This is a genomic window from Curtobacterium sp. MCBA15_008 (assembly GCF_001865065.1).
GTDB lineage: Bacteria > Actinomycetota > Actinomycetes > Actinomycetales > Microbacteriaceae > Curtobacterium.
On sequence record NZ_MJGN01000056.1, the window covers coordinates 25,647 to 47,150 of the forward strand.

The following is a 21,504-nucleotide window of genomic DNA, read 5'->3' on the forward strand; positions in this document are numbered from 1 at the left end:
CGGGCGACCGGCGCGACCACTCAATAGTAGTACATGCCGCGCCCGGATCCGACCACGCGTGTCGCTACTCAGATGCGGGCTGCGCCAGCCGCGGCTCCCACTTCGCCACGACCTCGGCCTGGACGGCGCGGACGTCGTCGGTGCTCGGACCCGGCTCGGCGACGAAGCCGGCGCGACGGTAGTACTCGAGCTCGCGGATCGACTCGAGGATGTCCGCGAGCGCCCGGTGCCCACCGTGCTTCTCCGGCGCGTTGAAGTACACACGCGGGAACCAGCGGCGGCAGAGCTCCTTGATGCTCGACACGTCGACGCTCCGGTAGTGCAGGTGCCCGTCGACGCGCGGCATGTACTTCGACAGGAACGCGCGGTCCGTGCCGATCGTGTTGCCCGCCAGGGGAGCGGAGCCCTCGGCCGGCACGTGCTGGAGGATGTACTCCAGCACCTGGTACTCGGCGTCCGCCAGGGACACCCCGTTCGGGATCTCGTCGATGAGCCCCGAGGTCGTGTGCATGTTCGTCACGAACTCGTTCATGTTGTCGAGCGCCGACTGGTCGGGCTTGATGACGATGTCGAAGCCCGGGTGCACGGGGACGAGGTCGAAGTCGGTGATGACCACGGCCACCTCGACGAGTTCGTCGACCTGGAGGTCGAGGCCCGTCATCTCGCAGTCGATCCAGACGAGGCGGTCGTTCGCAGTAGCCATGCCGTCGATCCTATTCCGCGTCGCGCGCGCCCCCGTCGCGTCCGGCCGCCCAGGTGGTCGACGCTCCAGCCTGGAGGCCCGCCACCGGTCCGCCGACGCGCCCCGCGCCTCCGGGCGGTCGCCTCCGTCCGCTGCCTGCTCGCGCTGCTGGGCGCTGCCGCCGAGGCCCGTCGTGCCGAGCGGGCGGAATGCCGGGGTCGCTGCCGGGCGCACCCCGCGTTCTCGCCCGCTCGACCTGCGGGCGCTGCCGGAGGGCCCCGTCGCGCCGAGCGGGCGGTATGCCGGGGTTGCTGCCGGGCGCACCCTGCGTTTCGGCCGCTCGACCTGCGGGCGCTGCCGGAGGGCCCCGTCGTGCCGAGCGGGCGGAATGCCGGGGTCGCTGCCGGGCGCACCCCGCGTTCCCGCCCGCTCGACCTGCGGGCGCTGCCCCGAACGGATGCGTCGCCGTCGAGCGGGCGGAATGCCGCACCCGCCTGCCGATCCCACTGCGCGATTCCGCCCGCTCGTCTGCGAAACCGGCGCGCGCCGGGTCGAGCGGGCGGAACGTCAGGGTCGTCGCCGGGCGGACCGCGGTGTTCCGCCCGCTCGACCGTCCGAGCGTCCGCGGAATCGGGAGGCGCCGATGAGGTTCACCCCGGGCTCGGCGACGACCCCGCTCCAGCGACGAACAAACGAGCGAGCGGGCGGAATGCCAGGGTCGTCGTCTGACGGACCCTGGCATTTCGCCCGCTCGCGCAGTCGCGCAGTGTGGCAGCGCAGCATCACGCCCAGCGAGGCAGCCCGGCCCCGCGGTGCCCCGCCTAGGACATCTCGCCGGCGGAGATCGCCTCGGCCTCGACCCGTTCGGGCTCCGCGCCGTCGTCGACCCGCCGGAGGACCTTCGTGGTGAGGACGACGACCACGAACGCGACGGCGACGGACAGTCCGGCGAAGACGTACGCGGCCGACGGGGTGTAGGCGTCGGCGAGGAGGGTGGCGACCGGTGGGGCGATGGCGCCGCCGATGAAGCGCACGGCCGAGTACGCGCTCGAGGCCACGGAGCGAGGGAGGTCGGTCGCCTCCATGACGCACTCGGTGAGGACGGTGTTCAGGACACCGAGCACGAGTCCGCCGATGACGACGCAGATGATCAGGCCGACCTGCGACCCGACGACGACGGCCGCGGCGAACAGGTCGAGCGCGAGGAGCGGCAGCGCGATCTTGAGCACCGTCGTCCTGCGGAGGCGAGCGGTGAGCATCGGTGCGACCCAGACCGAGGTGACGGCGAGGCCGACGCCCCAGCCGAAGAAGGTGAAGCCGATGCCGAGTGCGCCGAAGCCCAGCGGGAACGGCGTGTAGGCGAGCAGGACGAAGAAGCCGATGTTGTAGAAGAGCGCGGTCGCGGCGAGGGCGGCGAGTGCCGGACGCCCGAGCGCGCGGAACGGCGCCGAGAGCTTCGTGGGGGTGGGCTTCTCGAGGTTCTTCGTCTTCAGGAGCACGACGATGGCGATGAACGCGATGGCCATGAGCGTCGTGACGCCGAAGAACGGGCCGCGCCAGCTCACCGAGCCGAGCAGACCACCGACGAGGGGTCCGACGGCGATGCCGAGGCCGAGTGCCGCCTCGTACAGGATGATCGCGGACGCGGTGCCGCCGGACGCAGCCCCGACGATCGTCGCGAGTGCGGTGGAGATGAAGAGCGCGTTGCCGAGGCCCCAGCCGGCGCGGAAGTCGATGATGCTCCACACACTGTTCGACGTCGCCGCGAGCACCGAGAACAGCACGATGAGGGCGAGGCCGATGAGCAGGGTGTTCTTCGCGCCGATCCGGCTGGAGACCCAGCTCGTGAAGAACATCGCGACACCGGTGACGGCGAGGTAGCTCGTGAAGAGCAGTTCGGTCTGGGCCGGGGTGGCCTTCAGCGACGCGGCGATCGCGGGGAGGATCGGGTCGACGAGGCCGATGCCCATGAAGGCGACGACACAGGCGAAGGCGATGGCCCAGACCGCGGAGGACTGCTTGAGGATGGAGCCGGACTGTCCGGCGGGTGCGTGGGCGTTCACGCGTGGGTCTCCGTTCTGGTGGATGGTGTCGCTCCGGGGCGGGTGGTCGCCCGTGACGCGATGATGGCGGCCGCTTCGCGCAGGACGTCCCAGTCGTCGTCGTCGAGGTCGGCGAAGAGCGGCCCGACCGTGCTGGTCAGGGTGGCGCGCCACTCGACGAGGCGGGCGTGCCCGGCCGGGGTGATCTCGATGAGCTGCCCGCGGGAGTCGTCGGGGTCGACGGTGCGCGAGATGAGTCCGTCGGCGAGCATGCCGGCGACGAGGCGGGTCATCGTGGGCTGCGCGACGCGGGACGCGGTGGCGAGTTCGCCGAGCCGGAGCGGCTGGTCGGTCTCGAGGATGCCGAGCGTGCGCCACACCGCCGAGGACGTCGTGCTGCCGGCGGCCTGTGCGGCGGTCCGGATCAGACGGTTCACCGACACGAGGAGCGTCTCGATGGTCTGGTCGCGACTCGGTTCCATAGCTGAACTATATAGCGATGCTATGCATCAGTCAACAGCCGCGGCCTGGTAGAAGGGATGCATGAGCGACATCACCATCCACGAAGGCGACGAGTACACCGCGATCTTCCACGGCGGTCCCTTCGACGGCACGACCGACACCCGCACCGCGACGAGCGACGCGCTGGACGACGAGATCACGGTGTTCGCTGACGTCGAGGGCCTGCAGACCGCGTTCACCTACCGGCAGACGAAGTCGCGTCAGGTGCTCGACCAGACCTCCGCCGAGTTCGAGTACGTCCCCGGCGAGTCCGACCCCGTCGACGACCTCGCCGACCGTGGCGACCGCAGCGGCGAGTTCGACCGGGAGTAGAACCCCACGCCGCCACGTTGCACGATCACATGCAGCTCGACCTCTGGACGTCCGCCTTCTGTGCGCCGTGCGCCGCCGCCCGCCGGGTCTCGGCCGAGGCGTCGGCGCTCGTCCCCGGGTTGCAGCTGACCGAGCGCGACGTGGCGAACCACCCGGACCAGGCGGAGGACCTCGGCATCCGGTCGACCCCGACGATCATCGTGCGGCGGGACGACGGAGCCGAGGTCTTCCGTTCACCGGGTGTCCCCACCCGCGACCAACTGCTCCTCGCGATCGCCAAGGCCCTCTGACCGGAGCCCGCGCTCTGACCGGAGCCCGCGCTCTGCCCCGCGCCCGCGACCCGTCCGCTGGTTCGTCGGCGCCAGCAGCACCGGCGCCTCGGGCGGCCGCACCAGCCGCACCGCCTGCCGCACGACACGCTTCACAGCCCGTACCGGCGCCCCGATCGCCAGCGCGACCGCCCCGATTGCGCTCCGGTCGGCCGGACCGAGGGCGTTCTTCCGCTCCCACGCTCGGCGGAGCACACCGCCACGACTGCGTCGGGCCGCCGGTCGGTCGACGAGCGCGCCGGCATCGCGGAGCGCCATCAACCCCTCGGTCCGGGCGGCCCAGTCGTCGTCCGCCGCCGGGTGGAAGTGGTTGTCGTGCATCCACTCCGGCCGCACCGTGCCGAACCGCCCGTCGACGAGGTCGATCGCGTCGCCCTCGAGGCCGCTCCCGACGAACACCTCGTTGATGAGCTGTCGGCCGATGCCGAAGTCGGTGAGCGTCAGGGCGGGCACGCCGCGGGTGACGGCCTCGAGGACGGCCGTCGAGCTCACCGTCACCAGGGCGACCGCGCGGTCGAGGTGGTCTGCCATCGGACCGCTCTCGACGACGAGGTTCGTCGGCGCGTCCGCGGGGAGCAGGTCCGGGTACGGGTCCTGCTCCCGGTGGGTCTGGTGCTCGCCCGCCGCCGCCCGCACCTTGATCACGACGCGCCACTCCGGATGCCGTCGGGCCGTCTCCGCGAGCCACCCGACGATGCGCGCGCGGTCCACACGCTCGGCCGGCACGCTGGGCTGCGCCGCGAAGACGACCGAGTCGCGGATCAGAGCCGCAGTCGGAGCAGCGGCAGCCGGCCTGGCGAAGGGCAGCGTCGCGAGCGCGAAGTGCGGCTCGACGCCGCCCTCCGCCGCGAGTTCCTCGTATGCGCGGACCTCGCGGTGGCTGTGCAGCACGAACAGGTCGGCGCGCGCGCGGAAGAACACGCCCTTCCACTTCGCCGGGAACGAGATGCCCGGCAACCCCGTCACGAGCACCGGTCGGCGCGGCACCCGGCGGTGCACCTCGCCGATGACGAGTTCCGCGACCGGCCCGATCAGGGACACCAGGACGGCGTCGGGCGGGTCCTGCCGCAACCGCTCCACGACCGTGTCGACGTCGAGCGGCTCCGGCGGTGCGGCGGCGAGGTGCGCCAGCCGCGCGTCGACTCCCCGGAACGCGGACCGGAGCTGCGCCCGGCTGGCGGACCGCGGCGTCGCGACGGTGAGCAGCTCCAGGTCCCAGTGCGCGGGCGCCGTGGCGAGCAGGTGCGCGCCCCACTTCGCGAACGAGTCGGTGTCGACCAGGCCGACCACGCGTCGGACGCGGGGTGACGCACCGGACTGGAGGCGCGCCTCCAGTCCGTCCGTCGGCTCGCCCCCGACGACGTGACGCTCCAGGGCGTCGCTGGTCTCGTCCGCGCGCGTCACGCGCCGACGCGACGCAGCTTCGCGAGCGGTGCCCGCTCGCCGGGCATCACCCGCTTCACGCCGTCGCCGAGGGCGCTCTCGATGATGCGGACGTCGCGCGCCAGCGTCTGCAGCCCGTGCGGCTCGAGCGAGGCCGCGTGGTCGGAGCCCCACATCGTCCGGTCGAGCGTGATGTGGCGCTCGACGGCGGTCGCACCGAGGGCGACGGCCGCGATCGAGATCTGCAGACCGGGCTCGTGGCCGGAGTACCCGACCGGCACACCGGCGTAGCGGTGGGCGAGGGTGTCGATCATCCGGAGGTTCGCCTCCTCCGGGGGGAGCGGGTAGGTCGAGGTGGCGTGCATGAGCACCAGGCGTTCGGTGCCGAGCGTCTCGACGGCGCGGTCGATCTGCTCGAGCGTCGACATGCCGGTCGACAGGATGACGGGCTTGCCGGTGGCGGCGACCGCGGCGAGCAGGCCGAGGTCGGTCACGGACGCCGACGCGATCTTGTACGCGACGACGTTGAGGTCCTCGAGGAAGTCGACCGACGGCTCGTCCCAGGGCGACGCGAACCAGTCGAGACCGCGCAGGGTCGCGTGGTCGCCGATCTCGATGTACTGGTCGCGGTCGAACTCGACGCGGTAGCGGTACTCGAGGTAGGTCATCTCGCCCCACGGCGTGCTGCGCGGTGTGGCCTTCATGTGCTCGGGCGTCGAGATCGCCGGCGTCCGCTTCTGGAACTTCACGGCCTGCAGTCCGGCGTCCGCCGCCACGTCGATGAGGCGCTTCGCGATGTCGACGTCGCCGTTGTGGTTGAGGCCGATCTCGCCGATGAGGTACGCGGGGTGGCCGGCGCCGATGGTGGACGTGCCGATGCTGACGGTCATGGTGCTCCGTTCGGTGCGGGGACGGGCAGCAGGGATGCCGCGCGCGGGTGGGGCTGGTGCTGGGGTTGGGGGTGCTGGTGCTGGTCCTGGGGGTGCTGGGCGTGCTGGGGCCGGTCCTGGTGCTCGTGTTGGTCGAGCTGGGGTGCCAGCGCGTCGGCGAGCGCGAGGTCGGCCGGGTCGTCGATGTCGATCGCGCCCCGACCGTCGACGACCACGAGCTCCACCCGGCCGTGGAACCGGTGCCGGTGCTGCCGGAACGCGGCGGACCGGAAGGCGTAGAACGCACCGGTCTCGCGGAACTCCGGCGCACGGTCCTGCCGACGCGGACGGACCGCTGCGTCGTGGTTCACCGCGCTCGCGCTGCCGTCGTCGTCGATCCGCCACAGGAACGCGTGCGAGGGCGCGGCGGCGAACACCGAGTCGGCGTGGCCGTCCCGCACGCGGGCGACCGCGGCATCGAGGTCGGTGGGGTCGGTGAACGGCGACGTGGCCTGCAGGAAGACGACGATCTCGGGTGCCTCGCCCGCGGCGGCGAGGGCGTCGAGCGTGTGCAGGACCGCCGACTCGGACGAGGCGTCGTCCCCGGCGAGGTCGGCCGGGCGGCGGACGACCCGGGCGCCGGCGTCGAGGGCTTCGGCGGCGATGGCGTCGCCGTCCGTGGAGACCACCACCGCGTCGATCGACGTCGCCCGGCGTGCGGCCTCGACGGCCCGCCGGACGAGCGAGCGGCCGGCGACCGCCCGGAGGTTCTTCCCCGGGATGCCCTTCGAGCCCGCGCGGGCCGGGATCACGGCGACGACGGAACCGGGGGAGCGCATGACCAGGACGCTACGAAGCGCCGGTGGCTCGGAGGCGAACGCCAGGCAGACGCACGCCGAACCGTGCCGGAACCCGAGCAGCCGACGCCCGCGTTATGGTCGAGGGATGCTCGGAGCCGATGACCCGCTCGATCCGGCTCCGCGCCGCGTCCTCGTGGCGGGGACGACCGGCGTCGGCAAGACCACGACCGCCGCCCGGATCGGGGCCGTGCTCCGCTTGCCGCACACCGAGATCGACGCGCTGTACCACGGTCCGGGGTGGCAGCCGCGGGAGTCCTTCGTCGCCGACGTCGAGGCGTACACGAGCGAACCGGAGTGGGTGACGGAGTGGCAGTACACCTCTGTGCGCCCGCTCCTCGCCGAGCGCGCGGACACGCTGGTCTGGATCGACCTTCCGAACCACGTCGCGCTGTGGCGGCTGGTCCGTCGGACGCTGCGGCGTCGGTTCCGCCGGATCGAGATGTGGAACGGCAACGTCGAGCCCTCGCTGTGGACGTTCTTCACCGACCCGGGACACATCGTGCGGTGGGGGATCAGCACCCGGAACGCGACTCGGCGTCGTGTCCCGCCGCTCGTCCGCGAGGCGCCGCACCTCCGGATCGTGCGCCTCCGCTCGCAGCGGGAGATCGATCGGTTCGTGCAGCACCTCGAACGGGGCCGCGGATAGAATCGAGGCCGTCCGCCTCCGTAGCTCAGTGGATAGAGCAGGTGGTTTCTACCCACCGTGCCGCGGGTTCGATTCCTGCCGGGGGCACCCACGACGAAGGCCGCCGTCCTGATGGACGGCGGCCTTCGCTGGTGGTGGCGGGAGCGGTCAGCGACTCACTCGTCGTCGTCGGCGGCGCGACGACGGAGTTCGCTGGCGCTGATCGGCTGCGTGTACGGCGCTTCCGAGGTCTCGTTCGCGTCGGTGGGTTCGCTGGGGGCGTCCGCGATGCGGGTCGGCACCGAGGTCGTGTTCGGCGTGCGCGGGTCAGCGCCGCCGTCGCCGTCCGAGGAGCGGTTCACGTGGGCGTCGGCCGAGGTCGGCTGTGCCACGGGGGACGGCGTGGACGAACCCGCCGGGGCGCTCGCCGGGCGCGAGGATGACGCGCCGCCCGTGTCGCCCGTGCCGCCCGCGCCGCTCGACCCGCGGGCATCGCGGGCGTCATCGACGACGTCGACGTCGTCCGTGTCGTTTCTGGTCCTCGACGAGGTCGGCATGCCGGACGATGCGGAACGCGCCGGGGACACCGGCGAACCGAGCGTCGGCCGCACCGGTGTGCTGTCGCCGTACGACCGGGTGGCACCGTCGCCGTACGACCGGGTGGCCCCGTCGCCGTACGACCGCGTCGCGTCGGCGTCCGTGATCGGGGTGGTCGCGTTCGTCGCGGTCGTGTCCGAGATGGGGGTGGTCGCGTTCGGGTCGGCCTGCGTCGATCCGCCCCGGGTGACCGAGAAGCCCGCGCCGGCCGCACGGGCCGCAGCGGAACCTGCCGGAGCGGATGCCGTGCCCGTCGCGCCTGCCGTGCCCGTCGCGCTCGGCGAGCTTGCCTGACCCGCTGCGCCCGCTGCGCCCGCCGCGGACGATGCGGTCGGAACGCCGCCGGCCGTGGTGGTCGCCGAGCCGGACGGAGCCGACGTGGCGGAGGAGGGCGTGCCTCCAGGCCGCTGGGCTGCCGGACGGAGCGACGTCGTCGTCGGGGTGGGGCGCTCGGTCGCCGGAGCAGCCGCAGCGGTCTCGGTGGCGGAGCCGGCGGGACGGGCGCCGCCGTTCTGGTCGGCGTTCCAGTCCTGCTGGCGCTTGATGAGCTCGGCGTCGGGATCGGGGGAGTCGAACTTCCACCGCTCGAGGTCGCTCTTGAAGAGCTTGCGGGCCTTGCTCGGTCGTGCCTGCCACTCGAGCAGACGCTCCCGGAACTCGGCGAGGGACTGCTCCGCCTGAAAGCTGAACGTCGACGAGTTCTTCTTGATGTCGGCGATCTCGTGCTGCGTCCAGTTGGCGGCGAGTGGAGCGCCCGTGACCGGCAGCAGGCGGAGCCGGATGTCGGCGTCCTCGGCGAGGTGGTCGGCGTAGGCGCGCTCGTCGTGGCCGAGCGAGCCCCAGGCAGCGGCCTTGCGCGCAGCCGAGACGATGCCGGCGACGGCGGCGTTGCGGGCCTCGCGCTCCTGCATCGCGACGACGCGCTTGGTCGCACCGCGGCCGATCAGGGCGGCGATGACGCCAGCCACGACGATCGCGACGAAGGGGATGATCGCGCCGGAGATCACGCGCCAGCCGTCGTCCGAGGAGATCCAGTCGGTCAGGTCGTTCCACCAGTCCATGCGCGCACCCTACCCACGAAACGAACGGGCATCGGGGAGGCCGGACGGTGTTCCGTCCACATGACCGGACATGCTTCCGATGTGGAACATCATGCGGCACCAGCTGGGCTGCGAGCCCGCCGTCAGCCCCAGCGGAGGCAGTCGACGGCGTCGTCCGCCGACCACACGTTCGGCAGCTCGACGAAGCGGCGCTCGGTGGAGACGTACCGGCGGGCTCGGTAGGCCGTGCCGCCGGCCACGTCGACGCGGTCCACGTAGCCGACGATCTCGCCGTTCGCCCGGGTGACCCTGCTCAGGTCGTCGCGGACGTCGAGGATCCGGAGGTCGCCACGGGAACGGGCGACGGGGACGGAGCGGATCCGCAGTGCGGGTTCGGTCGTCGTCTGCATCGTGGTGCCTCCTCATCGTTCGGTGTGGGGTCGACGCTACGGCCGACCACCGACACGCCAGGCGTCGCGGGGCCACCCGGTGGAACAGCAGGACGCCGGAGTCGGTTGTGGAGGAGGAAGACCCCGATCGCGGCTCGTCCGGAGCCCAGGAAGGTAGGTTGCTGCCATGACCACGTTCGTGCTCGCAGGTGGATGTTTCTGGTGTCTCGATGCCGTGTACCGCACGCTCCAGGGTGTGCAGGACGTGGTGTCCGGCTACATCGGCGGGGCGACGTCGAACCCCTCGTACGAGCTCGTGTGCACGGGCACGACGGGTCACGCCGAAGCCGTGGCGGTCACCTTCGACGAGTCGGTGATCCCGGCCGACGTCATCCTCGACGTCTTCTTCACGCTGCACGACCCGCGCCAGCTGAACCGCCAGGGGGCAGACGTCGGTACGCAGTACCGCTCGGCGATGTTCCCGGCCGACGACGAGCAGCGCGCCGTGTTCGAGCGGGCGATCCAGCGCGCGTCGGACATCTGGGACGGCGGCATCGTGACGACGATCGAGCCGCTCGGTACCTTCTACCGTGCGGAGGAGTACCACCAGGACTTCTTCGCGAAGAACCCCGGTCAGGGCTACTGCCTCGCGGTGGCGCTGCCCAAGGTGAACAAGGTCCGCAAGGCCTACAGTCAGTACATCCTGGCGTCCTGAGACCTGGGCGTCGGGGCCACGAGGAGGTGGTCGAACGATGACGAACGACACGATGACGAGCCACACGATGACGAGCCACACGACGACGAGCGGCACGACGACGAGCAGCACGGGGACGTGGGTCGCGGTCGGGCCAGCCGGTGCGGTGGGCAGCATCCACCGCGCCGACGACGGGTTCCACGTCGAGCTCTACAACCGGCGTGGCTCCGGCGGGACGTACCCGTCGCTCGAGTCCGCGAAGGGCGCGGTCCACGCTGCGCTCGGCCCGCTGGCCGACCGGCCCGAGTTCCGCGCACACTGAGCACGCACCGGCTGCGCGACGTCCGCGTGGTCGCCGTCTCGGCCTGGAGGCGCGGGGGACTCGTCCTCCACAGCCCACCTCTCCGAGACATCTGGTCACAGATCGAGCCCCGGGGCGCTTCCGCGCCCCGGGGCTCGTCCACGATCGACGCATGAACGACACCATCACCGTCTGCGGGATCATCGCCACGGAGCCGCGCCACCTCGTCACCGACACCGGCATCGCCATCACGAGCATGCGTCTCGCATCGCCGTCGCGGCGCTGGGACCGCGCCACCTCGACCTGGACCAACGGTGCGACGAACTGGTACAGCGTCACCGCCTTCCGGACCCTCGCCGCCAACGTGTACAAGTCCGTCAAGAAGGGCGACCGCATCGTCGTCACGGGCCGGGTCCGGATCCGGACCTGGGAGCGCGACGGTCGCGGCGGCACCTCGGTCGAGATCGACGCCGAAGGGCTCGGCCACGACCTGGCGTGGGGGATCAGCAACTGGATCCGGGTGCCGCGGCACGCCTCCGAGTCCACGGCCGCGCCGGGCGGCACGCCGACCGTCGATCCCCGGACCGGCGAGGTCCGCGGGGCTGACGCCGACGAGCGGCACACCGCCGACGAGGCGCATCTCGGTGACGACCACGACCACGACCACGACCACGACGGTCACACCCACGTCGGCGACGCGGATCTCCACCTCGCTGCCGCGCACGAGGACGCCGATGCGCCGGTCGGTGGGCTCGGCGTGTCCGGGTACGAGGACGCGGAACCGCCGGCGACGGACGATCGTGCCGACGGCGAACCGGCGGCAGCGTGACGGGCCGCCCGCGCATCAGGCCCAAACGGTCACCAGCGCTGCGTGATCATCCCGATGCCGGCGACCTCGGTCGTGTCCCAGTTGCCGCCCTTGGGCAGTCCGCTGACCCGGCCGTCCACCCAGAACGTCGCGCCCTGGACCGCCGGCGAGTTGACCTGCCGCGCCTTCAGGCCGTGGAACGAGAAGTTCGTGTTCCACTTCCCCTGCAGCCCGCTCACGCCCGGCTTGTTCCGCACCGTGATCTTCACGTTGCGCATCGACGAGTGCACGACGTCCCCGTTGAGACGGCCGTTGCCCTCGACGTTGAAGAACAGGCGACCCTTCAGGTTCAGGCCGACGGCAGCGATCGTGTGGCCGTTCGCGAAGAACGTGCCGACGCTGTTCGGGTAGAAGCGGAGACCGACCGGGGTCACGTTGTGCGTCGCCGGACCGAGGTAGCCGTACGAGAACTTGCCGTTCTGCACGCGCTCCCAGATGAACCGCGGCGCGCCCTTGCTGACCGTCGAGCCCTTGTCCGACTGGATCCCGACCGAGAACGCGTTGTTGTAGGCGTCGTGGACGTTGATGTACGACGAGTAGCCCGTGCCGGCGCCGCCCTCGGTGATGTCCGCCGTGTACTCGACCAGCGGGGTGCCGTGCGGGGCGACGGTCGCAGCGGACGCCGTGGCGCCGGTGGGGGCGACGAGACCGACGGCGAGCGCGATCGCTCCGACGAAGGGGAGCGCGAGCCGGTGCAGACGTGTTCTGGGCATGTCCCTGATCCTGATCTCCGAGGTGGACGTCGAGGCCTCTGGTGGAAGGCGAGGCAACCGTACGTCGAAGTGTCCGAATGCAACAGCCCCTTTGCGCGTTCCGACGCGGGGCCACCTTCAGTAGACTCGTGGGGATATGGCTGAGTACATCTACCAGATGGTCCGCGCCCGCAAGGCGGTCGGCGACAAGCTGATCCTCGACGACGTCACGATGTCGTTCCTCCCCGGCGCCAAGATCGGCGTCGTCGGGCCGAACGGTGCGGGCAAGTCGACGATCCTGAAGATCATGGCGGGTCTCGACCAGCCGTCCAACGGCGAGGCGAAGCTCACCCCGGGCTTCAGCGTCGGCATCCTCATGCAGGAGCCGGAGCTCGACGAGTCGAAGACGGTGCTCGAGAACGTGCAGGAAGGCGTGGGCGAGATCCACGGCAAGATCGCGCGCTTCAACGAGATCTCCGCCCTCATGGCCGAGCCGGACGCCGACTTCGACGCCCTCCTCGCCGAGATGGGGACGCTGCAGGAAGAGATCGACGCGGCTGACGCGTGGGACCTCGACTCGCAGCTCGAGCAGGCGATGGCCGCGCTCCAGTGCCCCCCGGGGGACGAGCTCGTCACGCACCTGTCCGGCGGTGAGAAGCGCCGCGTCGCGCTCTGCAAGCTCCTGCTCCAGAAGCCCGACCTGCTCCTCCTTGACGAGCCCACCAACCACCTGGACGCCGAGAGCGTGCAGTGGCTCGAGCAGCACCTGCAGCAGTACCACGGCGCCGTCCTCGCGGTGACCCACGACCGGTACTTCCTCGACCACGTCGCACAGTGGATCGCCGAGGTCGACCGCGGCCGTCTCTACCCGTACGAGGGCAACTACTCGACCTACCTCGAGAAGAAGCGCGCCCGACTCGAGGTCCAGGGCAAGAAGGACGCCAAGCTCGCGAAGCGCCTGTCGTCCGAGCTCGACTGGGTCCGCAGCAACACCAAGGGCCGTCAGGCGAAGTCGAAGGCCCGCCTCGCCCGCTACGAGGAGATGGTGACCGAGGCCGAGCGCACCCGGAAGCTCGACTTCGAGGAGATCGTGATCCCGGTGGGGCCACGTCTCGGTTCGCAGGTCATCGACGCCGAGAAGCTGCACAAGCAGTTCGGTGAGCGCGTCATCATCGGCGACCTGTCCTTCACGCTGCCCCGCAACGGCATCGTCGGCGTGATCGGCCCGAACGGCGTCGGCAAGACCACGCTGTTCAAGACGATCGTCGGCCTCGAGCCCCTCGACGGCGGCACGCTGAAGATCGGTGACACGGTCGACATCTCGTACGTCGACCAGAGCCGCGGCGGCATCGACCCGAACAAGAACCTGTGGGAGGTCGTGTCCGACGGCCTCGACTACATCCAGGTCGGCAAGACCGAGATCCCGTCCCGCGCCTACGTGTCGCAGTTCGGCTTCAAGGGTCCGGACCAGCAGAAGCGCGCCGGCATCCTCTCCGGTGGTGAGCGGAACCGTCTCAACCTGGCGCTGACGCTCAAGCAGGGCGGCAACCTGCTGCTCCTCGACGAGCCGACCAACGACCTGGACGTCGAGACCCTGGGCAGCTTCGAGAACGCGCTGCTCGAGTACCCCGGTTGCGCCGTGGTCATCACGCACGACCGGTGGTTCCTCGACCGCATCGCGACGCACATCCTCGCGTGGGAGGGCCTGAACGAGGACGGCACCCCCAACTGGTACTGGTTCGAGGGCAACTTCGAGGCGTACGAGGAGAACAAGATCGAGCGGCTCGGCGCCGACGCGGCGAAGCCCGGTCGCGCGACGTACCGCAAGCTCACCCGCGACTGACGGTGGCGAGGCTGCACGCTCCGATCCGCATGCGGTGGAGCGACATCGACGCGTACGGTCACGTCAACAACTCCGCGATGCTGCGCCTGCTGGAAGAGGCGCGCATCGTGGGGTTCTGGGGCCCCGACCCCGAGGAACTCGAGTCCGACGGGTCGATCCCCGAGCCGATCATCGACGGCCGACCGGGTTCGGGCACGATGACGGTCATCGCGGCCCAGCGCCTCGAGTACCTGGCGTCGATCCCGTACTTCCGGCAGCCCCTCGACATCCAGATGTGGATCGGGCGGATCGGCGGTGCGAGCATCGACGTCTCGTACGAGGTCTGGTCGCCGGTCGGGCACGAGCCCGCCGTGCTCTACACGCGGGCGACGACGGCGCTGGTGATGGTGGACGCCGCGAGCAACCGTCCGCGGCGGCTCACCGAAGCCGAACGTGCGGCGTGTGCGCCGTACACCGAGGCGCCGGTCGAGTTCTCCCGCCCCTGACGGAGACGGCTACGGCGACGGCGACGGCGACGGCGAGGGGCCGGCGGGGGACCGTCAGCGCGGGACCCGCATCATCCCCTCCTGCGCGACCGAAGCCAGCAGCCGCCCGTCCCGCGAGAACATCCGGCCGAACGCGAGTCCCCGGCCGCCCTGTGCGCTCGGGGACTCCTGCGTGTACAGGATCCACTCGTCGGCACGGCCGTCACGGTGCCACCACATCGCGTGGTCGAGACTCGCGCTCTTCAACCCCGGCGTTCCCCAGGCGACGCCGTGTCGGCGCATGATCGGCTCGAGGATGGACAGGTCGCTGGCGTACCCGAGGATCGCGCGGTGCAACGCCGGGTCCTGCGGCAGGTCGCCCTCGACCCGGAACCAGACGGCCTGGTGCGGGACGTGCTGGCCCTGCACGTCGACGAACACGGGGCCCTCGACGTGTCGCAGGTCGATCGAGCGCTCGGCCCATGCCCGTGCGACCGGGTGGTCGATCGCCGAGAGGATCGACGCGGCCGACGGCAGCGACTCGGGCGACGGGGTGTCGACGGGGAACGGGTCCTGGTGCTCGACGCCCGTGTCCGGTCGCTGGAACGACGCGATCATCGAGAAGATCGGCACGCCCCGCTGGTAGGCCTGCACGCGCCGCGCGGCGAACGACCGGCCGTCGTGGATGCGCTCGACCGCGAAGGTGATCGGCAGTTCGATGTCCCCGGGGCGGAGGAAGTACCCGTGCATCGAGTGGATCTCGCGGTCCTCGATGGTGGCCTGCGCGGCGACGATGCACTGCGCGAGGACCTGGCCGCCGAAGACGCGTCCGCCGGGGGACCAGTGGCTCGCGCCGGTGAGGATGGTCTCGCCCGTACTCGCACCCGTGTCCTCGAGTCGGAGGGTCCGCAGGAAGTCCGGTTCGCCGTTCACCCCCGCAGTCTACGAACACAGTCCACCCCGGTAGGATCCCTGGTGACATGGGCACCTCGTTCACGCTTCCCGACGCAGCCTCCCTCGGAGACCTCCGCACCTACCTCGGACGTGCCGCCCGCATCGAGGACGGCTCCGTCCGCCTCATCGCCGACTCCGGCGTCCTCGCGGTGTACACGGCGATCCTCTACCCGCTCGGCCTGCTCGACGAACTCCCGACGGTGCTCGGCCTTCGCACGTTCTCGCTGACGGAGCCCGCCACGATCGACGCCGTGGTGCCCCTGGCCTCGCTGCAGGAACGACTCCGCCTGCTCGCCGAGACGCAGGACGCGGAAGGTGCCGAGGGCGCCGACCCCACGCGGGCGACCCCGATCGAGGTGGAGCTGCCGCACGAGGTCCACACGGTGACGTGGGCCGCCATCTCCCCGCCCCGAGGCGGTTGGGTTCCGCTGCCGGACATCTCGCCGGAACTGCTCCGCCGGGCCACGCGCGACGGCATCGCCGAGGTCGCCGACGCCGTGCCGACGAACGCTGGCGAGGCAATCGTCCGCAAGGTCCGGTCCGAGGTCTGGGGCCGTCCGGTCGCGGGCATCGAACACGTGCCCGCCGGCGCCGGCTTCGCGGGGGAGAGCCTCGGGTTCCTGGGGCACGACCCGGTCCGGTTGTTCGAGACCGGTCCGTGGAGCCGTCTGACGACCTCGCGCGGGCACGTGCTCGTCAAGCGTCGCGCCTGGACCCTGAACCCGTAGCAGCGTCCTCGCGGTCCACGGTGGTTGGGTGGGCGCATGCACGTCTTCCTCACCGGTGCGTCCGGGTACATCGGTTCCTCCGTCCTCCGCGCGCTCGTCGCCCACGACCACGAGGTCACCGCGCTCGTCCGCTCCGACCAGAAGGCGCAGGCCGTCCGTGACGCCGGCGGCCGAGCGCTGGTCGGTGACGTCACCGACACCGACGTCGTCCGACGGCTCGCGCACGAGGCCGACGCGGTCGTGCACACGGCGTCCGCGCAGGACGTCGACCCGGACTTCACCGCGACCGTGCTCGAGGCGCTGCACGGCACCCCGAAGCCCTTCGTGCACACGGGTGGGATCTTCACGTTCGGGGACTCGACGGACATCTCGGAGCAGTCCCCGGCGTCGCCGCCCGCGATGACGTCGTGGCGTGGCGCGAACGAGGCCGCCGTCCGTGCGAGCGACGTCCGCACCACGATCGTCGCCCCGGGCATCGTCTACGGCCGCGGCGCCGGCATCCCGGCGATGTTCGTCGGGGACGGCGAGCACGAGGTCCGCTTGGTGGGCGACGGCTCCCAGCGCTGGTCGACCGTGCACGTCGACGACCTCGGCGAGCTGTACGTGCTCGCCCTCCACCGTGGTGAGCAGGACGGCTACGTCCTCGCGGCGACCGGGGACAACCCGACGGTGCGCGAGATCGCCGAGGCGGGCGCACACGGATCGCCGGTCGTCGCCGAGAGCGTCGACGCCAGCCGAGAGCGTCTCGGCGCGGTGTACGCGGACGCGCTCCTCATGCACCAGGAAGCCTCCGGCGCGCACGCACGCGCCGCCTTCGGCTGGAGCCCGACCCGGCCGTCGCTGCTCGAGGACCTGGCGGACGGATCGTACGTCCGCTGACGCGACCGCCTGAGGGCGACTGCCTGATGGCGACCGCCTGACGGCCTGGAGGCGCGGTCCGAGCTGGCACCGCGCCTCCAGGCCGTCGAGCGATCACGTCGCGGACGTGCGCCGACCGTCCGTCAGTCGAACGAGTTGGTCATCGCGTGGGCTGCGCGGTCGAGGTAGGCCCAGAGCTCGGCCTCGTCGAGGGGCGCGAGATCGAGTGACTCGACGGCTTCGCGCATGTGGTGCAGCCAGCGTTCGCGTGCTTCCGGCGTGACGCGGAACGGCATGTGCCGCATCCGGAGTCGCGGGTGCCCGCGCTCCTCGCTGTAGGTGCCAGGGCCGCCCCAGTACTGCTGCAAGAAGGCGGAGAGGCGCCAGATCGCGCCCTCGAGGTCGTCTGCCGGGTACATCGGCCAGATGACGTCGTCCTGCTGGACGCCCTCGTAGAAGCGACGGACCAGCCGGTCGAACGTGGGCGCGCCGCCGATGCGGTCGAACAGGGACCCGGTCGCGGAGGCGCCGTGTTCGCCGACCCGGAGCGTGATCGGCTGCGCCGGGACGCCGGGCGTGCCGATCGGGGGAGTGGAGTCGGTCATCGGGGGTCCTTCCCGCCGTCGGGGTCATCGGTGTGGATCGGCTGACCGAGGACGTTGCGCTTGGTGCGCCGGGGCTTCGTCGGCGCGGGGGTCGGCTGCGTCCGCACCGTGCGGAGGCCGTTGATCGACGTCGCGTTCTCCCAGCCCGCCGGCATGATCATCGCCATCGCGGGCAGGGTCACGCCGAGCTCGTCCACCGCGCGCTTCAGGCGGATGCGGAGTTCGCGGCCGACGACGTCGAGCTCGGAGGCGCGGGTCTTCACGACGAGGCGGAACACCATGCCGGCGTCGGAGACGGACTGCAGGCCCCAGATCTCGGGCTTCTCGACGATGCGCTGCCGCCAGCGGGGCTCCTGCGACATCGCCACCGCGGCCTTGAGCAGGGCGTCCTGCACGGCGTCGATGTCGGTGTCGTAGGGGACCGTGATGTCGACGAGCACGCGCGACCAGCCCTGTGACAGGTTGCCGACGCGCAGGATCTGCCCGTTCGGCACGAACCAGAGGATGCCGTTCACGTCGCGGATCTGCATGACGCGGAGGCCGACGTTCTCGACGACGCCGGTGGCCTGCCCGGTGTCGACGACGTCGCCGACGCCGGCCTGGTCCTCGAGGATCATGAAGACGCCGGACAGCAGGTCCTTCACGATGCTCTGCGCCCCGACGGCGAGTCCGGCCGCGATCAGTGACGCGCCGCCGACGATGCCGACTGCCGCGTTCGGGAGCACCTGCGGGATGATCACCGCGAGCGCGACGATCACGACCGCCACCGTCGCGAGGTTCTCGAGCACGCTGCCGAGCGTCCGGGTGCGCTGGACCACGCGTGCGGTCTGGATCGGCGACGCGATGAGCGCCTGCGTGTCCTCCGCGCCCTGCCGCTTCTTGACGCCGTTCACGACGCGGTCGACGACGCCCTTGATCGAGCGCCGCAGGAGGATGCGCAGCACGATCGCCGCGAGGATCGTGATGACGATCGTGATCGGCACGTGCCAGGTGTCGACGAACTCACCGAACGTCTGCGTGACGGCCTGGGCGGCGTCGGTCGGGGTCGGGGACGGGGTTGCAGCCAAGATCATGATCCGAACGATGCTAGAGGGCGGGGCCTCGGCGTCCCTGCAGGAACGCCAAGACCCCGCCGACGGTCACCCGAGGCTCAGGCGTCGGCCGCCTGCACCCGAAGGGCACGTTCGGTGCCGGCCAGGCTCTCGGTCACGATGCGACGCAGCGCCGGGGTCTCCGGGTGCGCCTCGAGCCACGCCGTCGCCGCGTCGCGGAGCTCGGCCGACGCGAGCGGCGCCGGGTAGAGGCCCGTGACGATGGTGTCGGCCATGTGGTAGCTGCGCTCGGCCCAGATGCGGGTGAGCACCTCGAAGTACCTCGGGACGAGGCCCTCGAGCACGACGGGGCTGTTCACGTGCTGGTACCCGACCGTGGTCTGGCGGACGATCGCGTTCGGCAGGTCCGACGAGTCGACGAGCGACGAGAAGGCGGCGAGCTTGCCCTCCGCCGTCGGGATCGTCGCACGGGCACGCGCTGCCGCCTGCTCGCCCGACGCCGTCTTGTCGGCGGCGAGTTCGGCGTCGACCTCGGCGTCGCCGGCAGCCCCCGCGAGGACGAGGCCCTCGAGCAGCTCCCAGCGCAGGTCGGTGTCGATCTCGAGCCCGTTCAGGGTCACCGAGCCGTCGCGGAGCCCGGCGAGCGTGGCGACGTGCTCGGGCGTCGAGGCGATCTGCGCGAAGAACTTCACGAACTGGAACTGCGCGTCCGAACCGGCCTCGGCCGAGGACGCGAGCTGCCAGAGCGTCTCGCCCACGGTACGGACGGCGGCGTCGGACTTCGCCGGTGCCACGTAGTTCCGTGCCGTCAGCAGCAGCTGCGACAGCGTCGTGCGGATCGTCGTCGACTCGGTCTCGGTCGCGATGTTGCCGAGCACCAGTCGGACGTAGTCGCTGGCCGGCGACTCGGCGTCGCGGGTGGCGTCCCACATCGCGCCCCAGACGATGGAGCGGGCGAGCGGGTTCGCGATCGAGGCGAGGTGCTCGATCGCGGTGCGCCGCGAGTGCTCGTCGAGGCGGATCTTGGCGTACGCCAGGTCGTCGTCGTTGAGGAGCACGAGGTCGCCTCGGTGCACGCCGACGAGCTCGGGCACGTCGGTGCGGGCGCCGTCGACGTCGATCTCGACACGGTGCGTGCGCTCGAGCTTGCCGCCCGAGGACGCGGTGTCGGCGCCGAACGGTGCCTCGGCGTCGGTCGTGAAGCCGTACACCCCGATCGCCAGCCGGTGTGGGCGCAGCGTCGGGTAGTCGGACGGGGCTTCCTGCAGGACGGCGAACGACGTGATCACGCCGGACTCGTCGACCTCGATCTCGGGGCGGAGCGTGTTCACGCCCGCCGTCTCGAGCCACAGCTTCGACCAGTCGGAGAGGTCACGGCCGCTCGTCGCCTCGAGCTCGACCAGCAGGTCGCGGAGCTCGGTGTTCGAGTGGTGGTGCTTCTTGAAGTACGCGGAGACCCCGGCGAAGAACGCGTCGATGCCGACCCACGCGACGAGCTGCTTGAGGACCGAACCGCCCTTCGCGTAAGTGATGCCGTCGAAGTTGACCTGCACGTCCTCGAGGTCGTTGATCGTCGCGACGATCGGGTGCGTCGAGGGGAGCTGGTCCTGGCGGTAGGCCCAGGACTTCTCCATCGCCTGGAACGTGGTCCACGCCTCGGTCCACTCGGTGGCCTCGGCCGTGGCGATCGTCGACGCCCACTCGGCGAACGACTCGTTGAGCCACAGGTCGTTCCACCACTTCATGGTGACGAGGTCGCCGAACCACATGTGCGCGAGCTCGTGCAGGATCGTGACGACCCGGCGCTCCTTGATGGCGTCGGTGACCTTCGAGCGGAAGACGTAGGTCTCCGTGAAGGTGACCGCGCCCGCGTTCTCCATCGCGCCGGCGTTGAACTCCGGCACGAACAGCTGGTCGTACTTCTCGAACGGGTACGCGACGTCGAACTTCTCCTCGTAGTAGGCGAAGCCCTTCTTCGTGATGTCGAAGACGTACTCGGGGTCGAGGTACTCGGCGAGCGACTTGCGCGCGAACACCCCGAGCGGGATGGTGCGGCCGTCGCGGCTGGTCAGCTCGTCGCGGACGACCTCGTACGGGCCGGCGACCAGGGCCGTGATGTAGCTGGAGATCTTCGCGGTCGGGGTGAACGACCACGTGGCGACGTCGCCGTCGACGTGCGGCTCCGGCGTGGGGGAGTTCGAGACGACCTGCCACCGCGACGGCGCCGTCACGGTGAAGGTGAACTCGGCCTTGAGGTCGGGCTGCTCGAACACGGCGAACATGCGACGCGAGTCGGGGACCTCGAACTGGGAGTACAGGTACACCTCATCGTCGACCGGGTCGACGAAGCGGTGCAGGCCCTCGCCCGTGTTCGTGTACAGCGCGTCCGCGACGACGACGAGCTCGTTCTGCTCCTGCAGGTCGTCGAGCTGGATGCGGACGCCGTCGTTCACCGACGCGACGTCGAGCGCCGTGCCGTTCAGCGTGATCGAGTGCACGGTCTTCGTGATCGCGTCAATGAAGGTCGAGGCACCGGGCGTCGCGGTGAAGCGCACACGGGTGGTGCTGCCGAAGGTCTCGGCGCCGCGGGTCAGGTCGAGCTCGACGTCGTACGTCTGCAGGTCGACGATCGCGGCACGTTCCTGGGCTTCGATTCGGGTGAGGTTCTCTCCGGGCACGGACGCTCCATCTTCGCTGGGGACACGGACGATCGATGTCCGCGTGGGGGAGTCCCGGCACGGCGTCGTGCACCGGCGGGACGATGCGACCAGCCTAGCGACGAGGCGTAGGGTCGC

At 71.0% G+C, this 21,504-nt stretch carries 23 protein-coding genes and 1 tRNA gene; 11 read left to right on the forward strand and 13 right to left on the reverse strand.

Translation table 11 applies throughout. From position 1 onward, the window contains the following. Nucleotides 1–64 precede the first annotated feature (64 nt). The 3 genes from orn to BIU96_RS16420 all read right to left on the reverse strand — a co-directional run bounded on the left by orn (nt 65) and on the right by BIU96_RS16420 (nt 3,206). Nucleotides 65–703, reverse strand: coding sequence for an oligoribonuclease (gene orn / locus BIU96_RS16410; protein WP_071293692.1), 639 nt, complete (start codon nt 701–703; stop codon nt 65–67). A gap of 800 nt (nt 704–1,503) precedes the next feature. Next, nucleotides 1,504–2,745, reverse strand: a complete 1,242-nt coding sequence (locus BIU96_RS16415; protein ID WP_071293693.1) for an MFS transporter — start codon at nt 2,743–2,745, stop codon at nt 1,504–1,506. Next, nucleotides 2,742–3,206: a MarR family winged helix-turn-helix transcriptional regulator gene (locus tag BIU96_RS16420; RefSeq protein WP_071293694.1), complete on the reverse strand. Its 465-nt coding sequence runs from the start codon at nt 3,204–3,206 to the stop codon at nt 2,742–2,744. Before BIU96_RS16420 ends, BIU96_RS16415 begins: the two co-directional genes overlap by 4 nt. Nucleotides 3,207–3,267: 61 nt before the next feature. On the opposite strand from BIU96_RS16420, the gene BIU96_RS16425 reads away from it, so the two are divergent. Beyond that, on the forward strand, nt 3,268–3,558 hold the full coding sequence (locus BIU96_RS16425) for a hypothetical protein (RefSeq protein WP_071293695.1): 291 nt from the start codon (nt 3,268–3,270) through the stop codon (nt 3,556–3,558). Between the two features lie 29 nt (nt 3,559–3,587). Beyond that, on the forward strand, nt 3,588–3,848 hold the full coding sequence (locus tag BIU96_RS16430; RefSeq protein ID WP_071293696.1) for a thioredoxin family protein: 261 nt from the start codon (nt 3,588–3,590) through the stop codon (nt 3,846–3,848). Here the strand turns inward: BIU96_RS16430 and BIU96_RS16435 are convergent. Genes BIU96_RS16435 through BIU96_RS16445 form a run of 3 tightly spaced genes read right to left on the reverse strand, consistent with a single transcriptional unit; the run spans nt 3,792 to nt 6,978 of the window. Beyond that, the gene (locus tag BIU96_RS16435; protein ID WP_071293697.1) at nt 3,792–5,291 is read right to left on the reverse strand and encodes a DUF6716 putative glycosyltransferase; all 1,500 of its coding nucleotides are present in this window, start codon (nt 5,289–5,291) and stop codon (nt 3,792–3,794) included. The two genes, BIU96_RS16430 and BIU96_RS16435, sit on opposite strands and share 57 nt — an antisense overlap. After that, nucleotides 5,288–6,160, reverse strand: coding sequence for an N-acetylneuraminate synthase family protein (locus tag BIU96_RS16440; RefSeq protein ID WP_071293698.1), 873 nt, complete (start codon nt 6,158–6,160; stop codon nt 5,288–5,290). The genes BIU96_RS16435 and BIU96_RS16440 overlap by 4 nt, the downstream gene beginning before the upstream one ends. Further along, nucleotides 6,157–6,978, reverse strand: coding sequence for an acylneuraminate cytidylyltransferase family protein (locus BIU96_RS16445; protein ID WP_071293699.1), 822 nt, complete (start codon nt 6,976–6,978; stop codon nt 6,157–6,159). Before BIU96_RS16445 ends, BIU96_RS16440 begins: the two co-directional genes overlap by 4 nt. A 106-nt stretch (nt 6,979–7,084) precedes the next feature. Between BIU96_RS16445 and BIU96_RS16450 the strand changes: the two genes are divergently transcribed. Together BIU96_RS16450 and BIU96_RS16455 are read left to right on the forward strand one after the other, a co-directional pair. After that, on the forward strand, nt 7,085–7,645 hold the full coding sequence (locus BIU96_RS16450) for an AAA family ATPase (RefSeq protein ID WP_071293700.1): 561 nt from the start codon (nt 7,085–7,087) through the stop codon (nt 7,643–7,645). Between the two features lie 14 nt (nt 7,646–7,659). After that, a tRNA-Arg gene (locus BIU96_RS16455) sits at nt 7,660–7,732 on the forward strand. Between the two features lie 68 nt (nt 7,733–7,800). Here BIU96_RS16455 and BIU96_RS19965 read toward each other — a convergent pair. Together BIU96_RS19965 and BIU96_RS16465 are read right to left on the reverse strand one after the other, a co-directional pair. Further along, nucleotides 7,801–9,282, reverse strand: coding sequence for a hypothetical protein (locus BIU96_RS19965; protein ID WP_071293701.1), 1,482 nt, complete (start codon nt 9,280–9,282; stop codon nt 7,801–7,803). A gap of 122 nt (nt 9,283–9,404) precedes the next feature. Beyond that, nucleotides 9,405–9,671: a hypothetical protein gene (locus BIU96_RS16465; RefSeq protein WP_071293702.1), complete on the reverse strand. Its 267-nt coding sequence runs from the start codon at nt 9,669–9,671 to the stop codon at nt 9,405–9,407. 166 nt (nt 9,672–9,837) lie between these two features. Between BIU96_RS16465 and msrA the strand changes: the two genes are divergently transcribed. From msrA to BIU96_RS16480, 3 genes are all read left to right on the forward strand, one after another. Next, on the forward strand, nt 9,838–10,365 hold the full coding sequence (msrA, locus tag BIU96_RS16470; protein ID WP_071293703.1) for a peptide-methionine (S)-S-oxide reductase MsrA: 528 nt from the start codon (nt 9,838–9,840) through the stop codon (nt 10,363–10,365). Between the two features lie 37 nt (nt 10,366–10,402). Beyond that, complete coding sequence (locus BIU96_RS16475; RefSeq protein ID WP_254786208.1) at nt 10,403–10,666, forward strand: methyltransferase; 264 nt, start codon at nt 10,403–10,405, stop codon at nt 10,664–10,666. Nucleotides 10,667–10,817: 151 nt separating this feature from the next. Next, on the forward strand, nt 10,818–11,474 hold the full coding sequence (locus BIU96_RS16480; protein WP_071293704.1) for a single-stranded DNA-binding protein: 657 nt from the start codon (nt 10,818–10,820) through the stop codon (nt 11,472–11,474). A 29-nt stretch (nt 11,475–11,503) separates the two neighbouring features. On the opposite strand, the gene BIU96_RS16485 is transcribed toward BIU96_RS16480, so the two are convergent. Next, nucleotides 11,504–12,226 carry a hypothetical protein gene (locus BIU96_RS16485; RefSeq protein WP_071293705.1) on the reverse strand — a complete coding sequence of 241 codons (723 nt, stop codon included), beginning with the start codon at nt 12,224–12,226 and terminating at the stop codon, nt 11,504–11,506. A gap of 136 nt (nt 12,227–12,362) precedes the next feature. Between BIU96_RS16485 and ettA the strand changes: the two genes are divergently transcribed. Beyond that, the gene (gene ettA / locus BIU96_RS16490) at nt 12,363–14,048 is read left to right on the forward strand and encodes an energy-dependent translational throttle protein EttA (protein ID WP_071293706.1); all 1,686 of its coding nucleotides are present in this window, start codon (nt 12,363–12,365) and stop codon (nt 14,046–14,048) included. Nucleotides 14,049–14,077: 29 nt separating this feature from the next. Next, the gene (locus BIU96_RS16495) at nt 14,078–14,533 is read left to right on the forward strand and encodes a thioesterase family protein (RefSeq protein ID WP_071293887.1); all 456 of its coding nucleotides are present in this window, start codon (nt 14,078–14,080) and stop codon (nt 14,531–14,533) included. A 54-nt stretch (nt 14,534–14,587) separates the two neighbouring features. Here the strand turns inward: BIU96_RS16495 and BIU96_RS16500 are convergent, their stop codons facing one another. Beyond that, complete coding sequence (locus BIU96_RS16500) at nt 14,588–15,445, reverse strand: acyl-CoA thioesterase II (protein WP_083403014.1); 858 nt, start codon at nt 15,443–15,445, stop codon at nt 14,588–14,590. A gap of 47 nt (nt 15,446–15,492) precedes the next feature. Here BIU96_RS16500 and BIU96_RS16505 point away from each other — a divergent pair, with 47 nt between their 5' ends. Continuing rightward, nucleotides 15,493–16,194 (forward strand): hypothetical protein, encoded by a 702-nt coding sequence (locus tag BIU96_RS16505; protein ID WP_071293707.1) that lies wholly within the window; start codon nt 15,493–15,495, stop codon nt 16,192–16,194. A gap of 36 nt (nt 16,195–16,230) precedes the next feature. Then, nucleotides 16,231–17,073 (forward strand): NAD(P)H-binding protein, encoded by an 843-nt coding sequence (locus tag BIU96_RS16510; protein ID WP_071293708.1) that lies wholly within the window; start codon nt 16,231–16,233, stop codon nt 17,071–17,073. Between the two features lie 122 nt (nt 17,074–17,195). On the opposite strand, the gene BIU96_RS16515 is transcribed toward BIU96_RS16510, so the two are convergent. From BIU96_RS16515 to pepN, 3 genes are all read right to left on the reverse strand, one after another. Continuing rightward, complete coding sequence (locus BIU96_RS16515) at nt 17,196–17,657, reverse strand: globin (protein ID WP_254786209.1); 462 nt, start codon at nt 17,655–17,657, stop codon at nt 17,196–17,198. Beyond that, nucleotides 17,654–18,730: a mechanosensitive ion channel family protein gene (locus BIU96_RS16520; RefSeq protein WP_071293709.1), complete on the reverse strand. Its 1,077-nt coding sequence runs from the start codon at nt 18,728–18,730 to the stop codon at nt 17,654–17,656. The genes BIU96_RS16515 and BIU96_RS16520 overlap by 4 nt, the downstream gene beginning before the upstream one ends. 77 nt (nt 18,731–18,807) lie before the next feature. Continuing rightward, nucleotides 18,808–21,387: an aminopeptidase N gene (gene pepN / locus BIU96_RS16525; RefSeq protein WP_071293710.1), complete on the reverse strand. Its 2,580-nt coding sequence runs from the start codon at nt 21,385–21,387 to the stop codon at nt 18,808–18,810. Nucleotides 21,388–21,504: the final 117 nt, after the last annotated feature.